The organism is Comamonas humi, assembly GCF_054782535.1.
The window spans coordinates 130,359-143,194 of record NZ_BAAGSH010000013.1; the positions used below are offsets into that span (position 1 = coordinate 130,359).

The following is a 12,836-nucleotide window of genomic DNA, read 5'->3' on the forward strand; positions in this document are numbered from 1 at the left end:
CGCCTTCGCCCGCCATCCCGGGCCGCACCCGGACTGCGCCGGAGGCGCACATAAGTTTTATAACCCGCCGGAATGCACCAAGGCATGCTCCACAAGGGAAGGTGCCGCTATCATGCGCATGGTTCCGGTCGAGGGCCCGCAAACCCGTTTTCAGCCCTGATCCCATCGCTTTCCGTTGACCCGGCCGTGGTGTGCACGGCGCTCCCGTTTTCAAAACTCTGAAAGGCTCAAAGTGAGTGCAATCGTTGATATCGTAGGTCGTGAAGTCCTGGACAGCCGCGGCAACCCGACCGTGGAATGTGACGTGCTGCTGGAATCCGGCGTGATGGGCCGCGCCGCCGTGCCGTCGGGCGCCTCCACCGGTTCGCGCGAAGCCATCGAGCTGCGCGACGGCGACAAGAGCCGCTACCTGGGCAAGGGCGTGCTCAAGGCCGTCGAGCACATCAACACCGAGATCTCCGAAGCCATCCTGGGCCTGGACGCCGCCGAGCAGGCCTTCCTGGACAAGACCCTGATCGACCTGGACGGCACCGACAACAAGAGCCGCCTGGGTGCCAACGCCATGTTGGCCGTCTCCATGGCCGTGGCCCGCGCCGCCGCTGAAGAAGCCGGCCTGCCGCTGTACCGCTACTTCGGCGGCATGGGTGGCGTGCAACTGCCCGTGCCCATGATGAACGTCATCAATGGCGGCGCCCACGCCAACAACAGCCTGGACCTGCAGGAATTCATGATCGTGCCCGTGGGCGCGCCGAGCTTCCGCGAAGCGCTGCGCTGGGGTGCCGAGGTGTTCCACGCGCTCAAGAAGATCATCGACAGCCGCGGCATGCCCACCGCCGTGGGTGACGAGGGCGGGTTCGCTCCGTCCGTCGAGAACCACGAAGCCGCGATCCAGCTGATCCTCGAAGCCATCGACAAGGCCGGCTACACCGCCGGCGAGCAGATCGCCCTGGCCCTGGACTGCGCCGCGAGCGAGTTCTACAAGGACGGCCAGTACGTGCTGGAAGGCGAAGGCGGCATCAAGCTCAGCGCCGAGCAGTGGACCGACATGCTGGCCGCCTGGTGCGACAAGTACCCGATCATCTCGATCGAAGACGGCATGCACGAAGGCGACTGGGACGGCTGGAAGGTGCTGACCGAGCGCCTGGGCAACAAGGTGCAACTGGTGGGCGACGACCTGTTCGTCACCAACACCAAGATCCTGAAGGAAGGCATCGACAAGAAGATCGCCAACTCCATCCTGATCAAGATCAACCAGATCGGCACGCTGAGCGAGACCTTCGCCGCCATCGAGATGGCCAAGCGCGCCGGCTACACCGCCGTGATCTCGCACCGCTCGGGCGAAACCGAGGACAACACCATCGCCGACATCGCGGTGGGCCTGAACGCCGGCCAGATCAAGACCGGCTCGCTGTCGCGCTCGGACCGCATGTCCAAGTACAACCAGCTGCTGCGCATCGAGGAAGACCTGGGCGACGTGGCCGTGTACCCCGGCCGCGCGGCGTTCTACAATCTGCGCTGATTGATTTAGCAAATCGCCCTGACCGCTTCCCATGACTTCGCGCATCGTCCCCTTCGTGCTGCTGGCTCTGCTGGTGACGGTGCACGCGCAACTGTGGAGCGGCCGCGGCAGCGTCCCCTACGTCCACGACCTGAAACAGCAGATCGCCGAGCAGAAGACCTCCAACGAGGCCGCCAAGCGCGAAAATGCGCGCCTGGAGACCGAGGTGCAGGACCTGAAGCAAGGCATGGACATGGTGGAGGCCAAGGCCCGCGCCGAGCTGGGCATGGTCAAGCCCAACGAGGTTTTTGTGCAATACACGCGAAAATAAGCATCATTTTCGCCAACAGCCCAATAACTACCAGCGCCAAACGCTCCTGAATCAGGAGCGTTTTTTCATATGCACAGCCCACCCGCCGTCTTTCTTCTCGGAGCCAGCCCCGGCCCGCTGCAGGCCTTTGCCGCCGGCGTGCGCACGCACCTGGCAAGCGGGCGGCAGGCGCAGCTGCACTGCACTGCCGAAGCGGCGCAGGTCGCTCCCCAACCCGGCGCTCTGTACCTGCTGCTGGGCCAGGCGCTGCGCCCCGGTGCGGCATCTGCCGAAGCCGCCCGCGACCTGGCGCTGCGCGCAGCGCTGCAGCGGCACGGCCTGGGTTTCCAGGTGATCCACGCCGCGCCGCCGGAACGGCAGCTGCACCAGGCGCTGTCGGTCATTGCGCAGCAGCTGGGTGCCGACTGGGTGCAATCCTGGCCCGCGCAGCCGCAGGCCGAAGCGCCCCGACGGCGCTGGACCGGCCCCTGCGAGAAATGCAGCGACCCCGACTGCGAGCACCAGCTCTTCCAATCGCTGCTGAAGGAGCGGCCGCCGGCCGGCGGCTAGCCTCCGAGATCGAGCGCCAGAAACTGCGTGCCCGGCACCGGGTTGTGGCTGACCGGCTCGGCCGGCACAAAGCCCAGCGACGCATACAGCGCGCGGGCGGCCGTGAACTCCGGCAGTACATCCAGGCACATGCGGCGGTAGCCCGCGGCCCTGGCCTCCTGCAGCATGCGCTCGACCAGTTGGCGGCCCGCCTGGTGGCCGCGCGCCGCCGGCCGCACATACACCCGCTTGAGCTCACAACGCTGTTCATCCACGCGCCGCAGGGCCGCGCAGCCCACGACCTGCCCGCCCAGCCAGGCCAGCAGCAGCCGGCCCTGGGGCTCGGCGTACTTGCCGGGCAGCGCGGCGAACTCGGTTTCGTAATCCTGGAAGCCCAGGTCGGCCGTCGGGCTCAGCACGTATTCGCGGAAGATCGAGACGACCTCGGGCAGGTCGTCGGGGATGCGGGCGGATTGGATGGCAATCATGGATAGGGAGCCAGGGCGGAATCTGTGGAGAGCACCCGCAGCCCCTGGGGCGTACGGATATGTGCACGCAAGCGGACGCCGCCCTGCGGCGCAGCAGCCTGCACCGTCACCGGCGCATCCAGATGAAGCGACGCCAACAGCTGGGAGACACGCTGGGGGTCCGGGTGCAGGATTTCCAGGTGGTCCAGCGACAGGCCCTGGTCCTTCAGGCCTGCAGCGGGATGTTGATCGGTCTGCCATTCGATCAATGCCGGACCCGCGCCATTCAAGGCAATAGTCCCGTCAGAAGGAAAACCCATCAGCCAGCGAAGATTGCCCCGGCTCACCGGCACCATGGCGCCCAGTGGCTCGGATGCCGCCGCCATGGATGCCTGCATATCGGTGGTGCGAACCACCCAGGTGGAAAGCGATGCGGGTGAGCCCGGTTTCAAATCGTCCAACGCAAACCAGCGGGGCCGCGCAGGAGGCGGCATGGTCGGATGCGGCGCAATGACCTCCAGGAACATGGCATCACCCAGGCGCAACAGGAGGTTGTGGGTGGCCATGCTGGGATGCTCGCCTCCCACCTGCGGGGTAGCGCCCAGGGTTTCGCGCAGCAAGGCGGCTCCGGCATCCAGCGAGAACGCGGTCACCGTGATGTGATCGAGAAACGAGTGCTGCATCGTCTCTATCCGCCGGCCCGATTAGACAAAGGCAGCCCGGTGAGCCTGCCGTCACCATAGGTCTTGAGGATCTGCGAGATCACCACCTGGTAGCCGGCCAGCCACTCGCCCTGGCGGGCCTTGGCCTCCAGGTGCCGCGGGTGCTGCATCAGCGCCTGCAGGGCTTCGAGGCTGTCCCAGTAGTACACATTGGAGACCAGCCCGGCGCTCTCCCAGGCCTCTTCGCCCAGGTAGCCGGGAATGAGCCGGGCCACCTCGGCAATGGCCTGGTCCAGGCGGTGGAAGTCGTCGTCGTACTGTTTCTTGGCAAAGATGAAGGTCGAGGAGTACATGCAGTCCCTGAAAATCAAATAGCGGTGCCTGGCTCGCCGCGGCGCTCAATACGAACGCAGGGCAATGCCCCAGGTGCCCTGGCTGCGGACCACGATCCACAGATTGGTGTGGCGGCTCAGCTCCTCGCCCTGCTGCGAGCGGCGCGTGTAGCTGACCACCAGGTGCACCTTGTCCGCGCTCGCCAGCACCGGCACGCGGGATTCGTAGCGGGTGGAGGCCCAGCCGGTGCTGCGCAGCTGCTCGAAGAAATCCAGCGGATGGCAGCCCGCCTGCGGCCACACCAGCGACCCGGCACCCGAGAGCATGGTGTGGGGAAAGTGCAGTTGCGCGTCCATGCCGGCCAGGTCCTGCGCATTGAAGGCTGCGGTGAAGCGGTCCAGACAGGCCAGCGCCTGCTCGACGCTGCCGGCATGGTCTGTGCCGCTGCCCTGGGGGCTGACAAAGGCGAGAAGCGAATCCATGGATGCAGTATGCCCGCCCTTGCTCGCCATTGGTTCACCACGTGCTCGCCCATTCGACCGCAAAAAACGGGATGAACGCGCCGCGCCGCCCTGCCACACTGCCGGCACCATGCAAGCCCCCCATCCCCTTCCCAGCAGCTTCCGTCCCCTGGCCTGGTCGAATCTGGCCGCGCAGTCCGCTGAGCAGCTGGGCCTGGCGGCCGCGCCGCTGATCGCGGTGCTGGCCTTGGGCGCGGGCGCCGGCGGGATCGGCGTGCTGGCCGCGCTGCAGACCCTGCCCTTCCTGCTGCTGGCGCTGCCGCTGGGCGTGCTGGCCGACCGGCTGCCGCGCCGCCGGCTGATGCTCTGGGGCGAAGGGCTGCGCCTGGCCTCGCTGCTGGCCATGCTGCTGTTGCTGCAGACCGGGACGCTGGGCATGGGCGGGCTGGCGGCGCTAGGCTTTCTGGGGGCCGTGGGCACCGTGGGCTTCAGCGTGTCGGCGCCGGGCCTGGTGCCGTCGCTGGTGCCGCGCGAGTTGCTGGCGCGGGCCAATGCCCGGCTGGAGCTGGCGCGCAGCGCGGCCTATGCCGGCGGCCCGGCGGTGGCGGGGGCGCTGGTATCGTGGGCCGGCGCCTCGGCGGCCTTTGTGCTCGCGGCGATGCTGTCGGCCGGCGCCATCGCGCTGCTGCTGCGGCTGCAATTGCCGGCCACAGAGCCCACCGCCCCGGTGCGGCGGCATCCGCTGCGCGAGATGGCCGACGGCGCGGGCTTTGTCTGGCGCAGTGCGCTGCTGCGCCCCATCCTGCTGACCGGCGTGGTCTTCAACCTCGCCTGGTTCGTGCTGCAGGCGGCCTATGTGCCCTATGCGATACGCACGCTGGGGCTGGATGCCGCGGCCGTCGGCACCACGCTGGCGCTGTATGGCGCGGGCATGGTCGCGGGGGCGCTGCTCAGCGCGCGCATCGCGGCGGCGCTGCCGCTGGGGCGCGCCATCCAGATCGGCCCGGTGGCCGGCGTGCTGGCTGCCGCCAGCCTGGCGGCCACGCTGGTATGGCCCGGCGCCTGGCTGGCGGGGCTGTGCTTTGCGCTGCTGGGCGCCGGCCCCATGGTCTGGACCATCACCACGACCACGCTGCGCCAGAGCATGACGCCCGCGCCGCTGCTGGGCCGGGTGTCCGCGGTGTTCCTCTGCGCCAATGCCGGGGCGCGCCCGCTGGGTGCGGCGCTGGGCGCGTGGATAGGCGCGGGCTGGGGAGAAGCGGCTTGCTTGCTGGCGGCGCTGGCCGGCTTCCTGCTGCAGGCGGTGCTGATCCTGGGGGCCGGCAGCGTGTCCGGGCTGCGGCGCCTGCCGGAACAGATGCCGGCAGATATTCAAAAAATATAGCTACTAGCGCTTACTGCATAAGCGCTAGAGGCCATTTTCACTGCAAAATCTGCGCCACCGTACCATCCCATACGCCATCGCGCACCTGCTGCACGCCCTGCCCGGCCACGGCGGCCAGCCGCTCGGCCGGCACCAGCTCGGGCCGCAGCTCGGCCAGCGGGGCCAGCACAAAGGCGCGCTCCCACATGCGGGGGTGCGGCACCAGCAGGTCGGGCATGGCGATGCGTTGGTATGGGGGTTCGAGTCCCCCCCCGCGCACCATATCGCCATACAGCAGCAGGTCGAGATCGAGGGTGCGCGGCGCGTTGCGGTAAGGCCGCTCGCGGCCGGCCTGCAGCTCCAGCTGCTGCAGTTGCAGCAGCAGCGCGTGGGCCGACAGGCTGGTGGCCACTTCGGCCACGGCATTGCGGTAGTCCGGCCCGCTCGAATCGATGGGCGCGGTGACGTAGAGCGACGACACGGCCTGCAGCCGCACGCCCGGCGTGGCCTGCAGGGCCCGCAGCGCGCCGAGCATGGCCGCCACCGGCTCGCCCAGGTTGGCGCCCAGGCCTATGTAGGCACGGACGCTGCCGCCGGGCGGCGGCGCCACGTCGCCGTCGGCGAGCAGGATCATGCTTCGCCGGCGGGCGCTTCGCCACCGGCTGCACCGCCGCCCGCGGGCTTGCGGCGGCGGCGGCGGCGCTTCTTGGCCGGCGCCGTCATGATCTCGTCGATGCTGGAATCTTCGGCGGATTCGTCCTGCTCATCGGCCGGCTCGGCCGTGGGCTGGGTCGCCGGCTGGGTGATGGGCTTGGGTGCGGGCTTGCGCTTGGCGGCGGGCTTGTCCGTGCCTTTGTCCGCGCCCTTTTCGGCGCGCTGGCGGCTGCGCTGCTCGTCGCGCGCCTGGGCGATCAGGTCCTCGCGCCGCGCCTCGTCGGCCTGCTGGAACTCCTGCCACCAGTTGGCCAGCGCCTCGTCCACCTCACCGATGTCGGCGCGCAGCCGCAGGAAGTCGAAGCCGGCGCGGAAGCGCACCTGCGCCACCATGCCGAACGGCGTGCTGCCGGTGCGCTTCTCGAAGCGCGGCTGCATCACCCAGATCTCGCGCATGTCGGCGGCCAGCTTGCCGCGGCCGGACACGTCGCCGATGCGCTCGTTGAAGACCTCGTCGATGGCATCCTGCAGCGCCGGGAACGGGTGCTCGCCGCGCGCCAGGTGCGCGTCCCAGCCCTGCTTCACGTCCTGCCACAGCACGCAGGCGAGCAGGAAGCTGGGCGCCACGCTCTTGCCCTCGCCCACGCGGCGGTCGGTGTCCATCAGCGCCGCCTGCACGAAGGGCGTGTCGGCGCGATCGACCACCACGTCGAGCAGCGGGTAGATGCCCTTGGCCAGGCCGAGCTTGCGCAGCTGCTCCACCGAGGCCAGCGCGTGGCCGGTCTGCAGCAGCTTAAGCATTTCGTCGAACATGCGGCTTTGCGGCACCTCGCGCAGCAGCGCGGCGGATTCGACCAGCGGCTTGGCGGTCTTGGCGTCGAGCGCGAAGCCCTTCTTGCTGAGCTTGGCCGCGAAGCGCACCGCACGGATGATGCGCACCGGGTCTTCGCGGTAGCGCGTGGCCGGGTCGCCGATCATGCGCAGCACGTGCTTCTGCGCGTCGCGGATGCCCTTGTGGTAGTCCACGACGATCTGCGTCTCGGGGTCGTAGTACATGGCGTTGACGGTGAAGTCGCGCCGCGTGGCGTCCTCGTCCTGCGGGCCCCAGACGTTGTCGCGCAGCACGCGGCCGCTCTCGTCCACCGCATGCTTCATGCCGGCCAGCGCCGCCTTGCTGGTCTTCTCGTTGCCCTGCACCTGCTCGGCCGCGGCGTTGTCCAAGTGGGCGCGGAAGGTGGAGACCTCGATCACCTCGTGCTCGCGCCCGCGGCCGTAGACCACGTGCACGATGCGAAAGCGCCGCCCGATGATGAAGGCGCGGCGGAACAGGCTCTTGACCTGCTCGGGCGTGGCATTGGTGGCCACGTCGAAGTCCTTGGGGCGCAGGCCCAGCAGCAGGTCGCGCACGGCGCCGCCGACGATGTAGGCCTCGAACCCGGCCTGCTTGAGCGTGCTGACCACGTCGATGGCGCGGCGGTCCACCAGCTGCGGGTCGATGCCGTGCACGGACACGGGCACCTCCTCGCGCTTGCCGAAGCGATTGGCGCGTGCACGCGCGCCGCCGGTGGCCTTGCCGATCAGTTTGTCGATGATGTTCTTGATCATGGTTGCGCGTTGAAGAGGTCCAGAATGCGCCAGCCGCGCTCGGCCGCCAGCACCCGCAGGCGGCCGTCGGGGTTGGTGGCGACGGGGTGGTTCACCTTCTCGAGCAGCGGCACGTCGTTCATCGAGTCGCTGTAGAAAGTGGTGTCCACCGCGCCCCAGTCCCAGCCGCGCTCGGCGAGCCAGGCTTCCATGCGGGTGACCTTGCCGGCGCGCATGGTGGGCGTGCCGTCGATCTCGCCGGTGATCCAGCCCGAGGCGTCGCGCTCCAGGTTCACGGCCAGCAGCTCGGCAACGCCCAGCGCCTCGGCGATGGGGCGGGTGATGAATTCGTTGGTGGCGGTGATGATGACGATCTCGTCGCCGGCATCGCGGTGGCGCTGCAGCAGCGCCCGCGCCTGCGGGCGGATGGCGGGTGCGATCACCTCCTGCATGAACTCGGCGTGCGCGGCATCGGCCGCGGCCTGCCCGCGCTCGCGCGCGGCCTGCGTGGCAAAGCGCACGTATTCATGGATGTCGAGGGTGCCGCTCTGGTAGTCGGAGAAGAACTCGGCATTGCGGCGGCCGAATTCGGCGCTGTCGCACCAGCCCTTGCGGATGGTGAATTCGCCCCATTCGTAGTCCGAATCCAGCGGCAGCAGCGTATGGTCCAGATCGAACAGCGCCAGGCGCGGGCGGGTGGAGGAAGAGGTGTCAGTCATGAATAGGGGTGTGCCGGTTATTCGGTCTCCAGCATGTTCTTGAGCAGCGGGATGGTGATCGCCCGCTTGTTGCGCAGCGCAAAGTCGTCGAGGTGGTCCAGCAACTGCACCAGGCTGCCCAGGTCGCGCGAGAAGCGCCGCAGCATGAAGTCCATCACGTCGTCGGGCAGCGCCAGGCCACGCGTCTGCGCCTCGCGCTTGAGCACGGAACGGCGCTGCTCCTCGTCCAGCACGTGCAGCTGGTAGACCTCGCCCCAGCCCACGCGGCTGCGCAGGTCCTCGCGCAGCTTCATGTCGTAGGGCGGCACGGTGCCGGCGGCCAGCACCCAGCGCTGCGCACCGGTGGCCGGGCTGGTGGCATTGACGAACCAGTTGAACGCCGCCGCCTGCTGGGCCGGGTTGTACAGATCGACCTCGTCCAGGATCACCGCCGCCCAGCGCTCGTCGAAAGCCACCGGAAAGCGCGTGGACGCATCCATCCAGCCGACGATGCCGCCCTGCTCGCGCAGGGCCTCGCGCACGGCGCGCAGCAGGTAGGTCTTGCCGCTGGCGGTCTCGCCCCACAGGTAGGTCGGCACGGGCGAGCGATGCACGCCGCCATCGCCTTCGATCTGCAGGCGCAGGTGCCGCAGCGCGGCCTCGTTGGGCCCGGCAAAGAAGCGGTGCAGGCCGGGGCCCGGGGCCAGACCCAGGTCGAGCGCCATCTGCTTCATGGCTGGATTGCTCCCAAATAGATAGCACGCAGCGCACATCCATAGCCGGATTGCGGCACAAAACGGCCATCAATCACAGGCAGGCGACGGGGCTGCAGGAGCAAAGGGGGGGACACAACGGAATCGCGCAACAGGCTATGGCTTTCGCCAGCAAAGGTAAAGCAAAGCGGGGATTTTAGACCGAGCCGCGTGGCTTGCCGGGATGCCCGGCACGAATCTCGCCAGGGACACCGTGCGCGGGTATTTACCAACCGGGGTCGTGTATACCCATGGTTAACCTTTGCAAAGTCATGCGGCGCCCCGAATTCGCGCGGCTTCGCACTGGCCACGACAACCCACACCAAGGACGGAATATGCGCAAAAGAATACTAGGAGTCATGGTGCCGCTGGCAGCGGCGGCCTTTCTGGTGAGCTGCGGCGGCAGCGGTGGCAGTGGCAGCGGGATCGGCGGCCTGATCGTCGACAACGACCCCACCAGCTGCTCGGTGAAGGGCAGCAACGGCGGCTCGGTGGTCGTCGGCTCCGGCGTGAATGGCGACCCTGCCGCGCCCGAGAAGGCCTCGGGCTACCGCCTGGGCCTGACCGCCAAGCATTCGAGCAAGTACATGGCGATCGCCAACACGCCGCTGGCCACCAAGGCCGGCTGCGATGTGCTCAAGGCCGGCGGCTCGGCCGTGGATGCGGCCATCGCCATGCAGGCCGTGCTGGGCCTGGTCGAGCCGCAGTCGAGCACGGTCGCGGGCAGCGCGTTCATGGTCTATTACGACGCCAAGACCAAGAAGGTGACGGCCTATGACGGCCGCGAGGCCGCGCCCGCGGCCGCCACCGGCTACTACCTGGCACGCCAGGACCAGGCCGATCCCAACTCGCCCGCCCCCGTGCCCTCGGCACGGCGCAGCGGCCGCTCCATCGGCGTGCCGGGCGTGATGCGCATGCTCGACCTGGCGCACAAGGAGCATGGCAAGCTGGCCTGGGGTGGCCTGTTCGACTACGGCATCAAGCTCTCGACCGACGGCTTCCAGATCCCCGGGCGCATGGGTGCCGCCATCGCCAGCAATGCCAGCAGCCTGGCGCTGGACGCCAATGCCATGGCGGCCTACTTCCATGCCGACGGCTCGCCGCGCCAGACCGGCGAGACCATGACCAACCTGCCCTATGCCAAGACACTGAAGGCGCTGGCCACGCAGGGCGCGGACGCCCTCTACACCGGCGACATCGCCAAGGCCATCGTCGCCAAGGCCGGCCAGACCGTGGGCGACGACGCCGCCAAGACGCCTATCACCCCCGGCCTGATCACGCTGAGCGACCTGGCCAACTACCAGGCCAAGAAGCGCGATCCGGTCTGCACCAACTACCGCAGCACCTACCATGTGTGCACCATGTCGCCACCCTCGTCCGGCGGCATCGCGATCGCGCAGTCGCTGGGCATCCTCGGCCAGTTCAACCTGGCGCAGTACGCCCCCACCAATCCTGCCAACGAAGGCGGCGTGCCCAGCGTGATGGGCGTGCACCTGGTGTCCGAGGCCGAGCGCCTGGCCTACGCCGACCGCGACAAGTACGTGGCCGACACCGACTTCGTGCCACTGCCGGCCCAGGGCCTGGCCTCGATGCTCAGCACCAGCTACCTGCAGCAGCGCGCCAGCCTGATCAACCCGGACAAGAGCATGGGCACGGCTGCCGCGGGCGACTTCGGCCCGGTGCCGCAGGGCGTGGACAAGACCGTGGAGCACGGCACCACGCATATCTCGGTGGTGGATGCCTACGGCAACGCGGTGTCGATGACGACGACGGTGGAGTCGAGCATGGGCTCGTTCCACATGGTCGAGGGCTTCCTGCTGACCAACCAGCTCACGGACTTCTCCGCCGCGCCGGTGGACGGCAGCGGCAATCCCGTGGCCAACCGCGTGGCCCCCGGCAAGCGCCCGCGCAGCACCATGGCGCCCACGCTGGTGTTCAAGGGCAATGCGCCGGGCGAGTTCGTGATGGCCACCGGCTCGCCGGGCGGCGGCGCCATCATCCAGTACGTGATGAAGACCGTGGTCGGCGCGCTGGACTGGGGCCTGGACGCCCAGCAGGCCACGTCGCTGGTCAACTTCGGCGCCTCCAACAGCCCCACCACCGGCGTGGACGGCTCCAACACCACGCTGGACCTGACGGGCCTGGTCGATGGCCTCAAGGCCAAGGGCCACACCGTCTCCAGCGGCGCGCAGTCGAGCGGCGTGGCCACCATCATGCGGGTGACCAAGGATGGCAAGCCGATGCTGCAAGGCGGCGCCGACCCGCGGCGCGAAGGCATCGTGCTGGGCGACGGCGCGCTCTGACCCTGCCCCTGCCGCAGCAACAGCCCTGCCCCGGTGGCAGGGCTTTTTCTTGGGGCGGGCCGCGCCGCCGCCTTAAAATCCCCCCCTTGTGCCGACCTGCCGACCTGGCTTTGCAAACCCCATGAGCTCTTCCCATTCCTCTACCCCCATTTCCTACAAAGACGCCGGCGTGGACATCGACGCGGGCGACGCGCTGGTCGAACGGATCAAGCCGCTGGCCAAGAAGACGCTGCGCGAAGGCGTGATGGCGGGTATCGGCGGCTTCGGCGCGCTGTTCGAAGTGCCCAAGCGCTACAAGGAGCCGGTGCTGGTCTCGGGCACCGACGGCGTAGGCACCAAGCTCAAGCTGGCCTTCGAGTGGAACATGCACGACACCGTGGGCATCGACCTGGTGGCCATGAGCGTGAACGACGTGCTGGTGCAGGGCGCCGAGCCGCTGTTCTTCCTGGACTACTTCGCCTGCGGCAAGCTGCACGTCGACACCGCCGCCGCGGTGGTGGGCGGCATCGCCACGGGCTGCGAGCTGTCGGGCTGCGCGCTGATCGGCGGCGAGACCGCCGAGATGCCGGGCATGTACCCCGACGGCGAATACGACCTGGCCGGCTTTGCCGTCGGCGCGGTCGAGAAATCCAAGATCCTGGCCGGCCAGAACGTGCAGGCCGGCGACGTGGTGCTGGGCCTGGCGTCGAGCGGCGTGCACTCCAACGGCTTCTCACTGGTGCGCAAGTGCATCGAGCGCGCCGGCAGCGACCTGCCCGCCACGCTGGACGACAAGCCGTTCAAGAACGCCATCATGGAGCCCACCCGCCTGTACGTGAAGAACGTGCTGGCCGCGCTGGCCGCCCATCCCGAGCAGATCAAGGCCCTGGCCCACATCACCGGTGGCGGCCTGCTGGAGAACATCCCCCGCGTGCTGCCGGACGGCCTGGCCGCGCACCTGGCCAAGGACAGCTGGCCCCAGACCGAGCTGTTCGCCTGGCTGCAGAAGACGGCGGGTATTGACGATATCGAAATGAACCGCACCTTCAACAACGGCATCGGCATGGTCGTGGTCGTGTCGCCCGAGGCAGCGGCCGCCGTGCAGGCCACGCTGGCCCAGGCCGGCGAGAAGGTGTACGCCATCGGCGCGATTGCGCCGCGCGGCGACGGCGCAGCGGTCGTCGTGCGCTAAGCTCCTGGTACCGGCCACTCACCTGCCGCCT

14 protein-coding genes are annotated in these 12,836 nt (G+C 68.7%); 6 read left to right on the forward strand and 8 right to left on the reverse strand.

Translation table 11 applies throughout. The annotated features are described in order from the left end of the window. The first annotated feature begins 232 nt into the window (after positions 1-232). From eno to ACYVKR_RS14715, 3 genes are all read left to right on the forward strand, one after another. Positions 233-1,519, forward strand: coding sequence for a phosphopyruvate hydratase (eno, locus tag ACYVKR_RS14705; protein ID WP_460481664.1), 1,287 nt, complete (start codon positions 233-235; stop codon positions 1,517-1,519). Between the two features lie 31 nt (positions 1,520-1,550). Then, positions 1,551-1,829: an FtsB family cell division protein gene (locus ACYVKR_RS14710; RefSeq protein WP_460481665.1), complete on the forward strand. Its 279-nt coding sequence runs from the start codon at positions 1,551-1,553 to the stop codon at positions 1,827-1,829. Between the two features lie 69 nt (positions 1,830-1,898). After that, positions 1,899-2,378, forward strand: a complete 480-nt coding sequence (locus tag ACYVKR_RS14715) for a hypothetical protein (protein ID WP_460481666.1) — start codon at positions 1,899-1,901, stop codon at positions 2,376-2,378. On the opposite strand, the gene ACYVKR_RS14720 is transcribed toward ACYVKR_RS14715, so the two are convergent. The 4 genes from ACYVKR_RS14720 to ACYVKR_RS14735 are packed head-to-tail and all read right to left on the reverse strand — an operon-like array spanning position 2,375 to position 4,301. Beyond that, the gene (locus ACYVKR_RS14720) at positions 2,375-2,845 is read right to left on the reverse strand and encodes a GNAT family N-acetyltransferase (protein ID WP_460481667.1); all 471 of its coding nucleotides are present in this window, start codon (positions 2,843-2,845) and stop codon (positions 2,375-2,377) included. The genes ACYVKR_RS14715 and ACYVKR_RS14720 overlap by 4 nt on opposite strands. Then, a complete protein-coding gene (locus ACYVKR_RS14725) occupies positions 2,842-3,507 on the reverse strand; it encodes a VOC family protein (protein ID WP_460481668.1) in 666 nt (221 codons plus the stop codon). Before ACYVKR_RS14725 ends, ACYVKR_RS14720 begins: the two co-directional genes overlap by 4 nt. A 5-nt stretch (positions 3,508-3,512) precedes the next feature. After that, a complete protein-coding gene (locus tag ACYVKR_RS14730) occupies positions 3,513-3,839 on the reverse strand; it encodes an antibiotic biosynthesis monooxygenase family protein (protein ID WP_460481669.1) in 327 nt (108 codons plus the stop codon). A gap of 45 nt (positions 3,840-3,884) precedes the next feature. After that, on the reverse strand, positions 3,885-4,301 hold the full coding sequence (locus ACYVKR_RS14735) for a hypothetical protein (RefSeq protein ID WP_460481670.1): 417 nt from the start codon (positions 4,299-4,301) through the stop codon (positions 3,885-3,887). Between the two features lie 109 nt (positions 4,302-4,410). Between ACYVKR_RS14735 and ACYVKR_RS14740 the strand changes: the two genes are divergently transcribed. Then, positions 4,411-5,664: an MFS transporter gene (locus tag ACYVKR_RS14740; protein WP_460481671.1), complete on the forward strand. Its 1,254-nt coding sequence runs from the start codon at positions 4,411-4,413 to the stop codon at positions 5,662-5,664. A gap of 37 nt (positions 5,665-5,701) precedes the next feature. On the opposite strand, the gene folK is transcribed toward ACYVKR_RS14740, so the two are convergent. Genes folK through hda form a run of 4 tightly spaced genes read right to left on the reverse strand, consistent with a single transcriptional unit; the run spans position 5,702 to position 9,313 of the window. Next, on the reverse strand, positions 5,702-6,277 hold the full coding sequence (folK, locus tag ACYVKR_RS14745; RefSeq protein ID WP_460481672.1) for a 2-amino-4-hydroxy-6-hydroxymethyldihydropteridine diphosphokinase: 576 nt from the start codon (positions 6,275-6,277) through the stop codon (positions 5,702-5,704). Further along, on the reverse strand, positions 6,274-7,902 hold the full coding sequence (gene pcnB, locus ACYVKR_RS14750) for a polynucleotide adenylyltransferase PcnB (protein ID WP_460481673.1): 1,629 nt from the start codon (positions 7,900-7,902) through the stop codon (positions 6,274-6,276). The genes folK and pcnB overlap by 4 nt, the downstream gene beginning before the upstream one ends. Beyond that, positions 7,899-8,600: an HAD family hydrolase gene (locus ACYVKR_RS14755; RefSeq protein WP_460481674.1), complete on the reverse strand. Its 702-nt coding sequence runs from the start codon at positions 8,598-8,600 to the stop codon at positions 7,899-7,901. Before ACYVKR_RS14755 ends, pcnB begins: the two co-directional genes overlap by 4 nt. Positions 8,601-8,617: 17 nt before the next feature. Further along, positions 8,618-9,313, reverse strand: coding sequence for a DnaA regulatory inactivator Hda (gene hda, locus ACYVKR_RS14760; RefSeq protein WP_460481675.1), 696 nt, complete (start codon positions 9,311-9,313; stop codon positions 8,618-8,620). 353 nt (positions 9,314-9,666) lie between these two features. Here hda and ACYVKR_RS14765 point away from each other — a divergent pair, with 353 nt between their 5' ends. After that, a complete protein-coding gene (locus ACYVKR_RS14765) occupies positions 9,667-11,634 on the forward strand; it encodes a gamma-glutamyltransferase family protein (RefSeq protein WP_460481676.1) in 1,968 nt (655 codons plus the stop codon). Between the two features lie 121 nt (positions 11,635-11,755). Beyond that, complete coding sequence (purM, locus tag ACYVKR_RS14770; protein ID WP_460481677.1) at positions 11,756-12,805, forward strand: phosphoribosylformylglycinamidine cyclo-ligase; 1,050 nt, start codon at positions 11,756-11,758, stop codon at positions 12,803-12,805. The last annotated feature ends 31 nt before the right edge of the window (positions 12,806-12,836 follow it).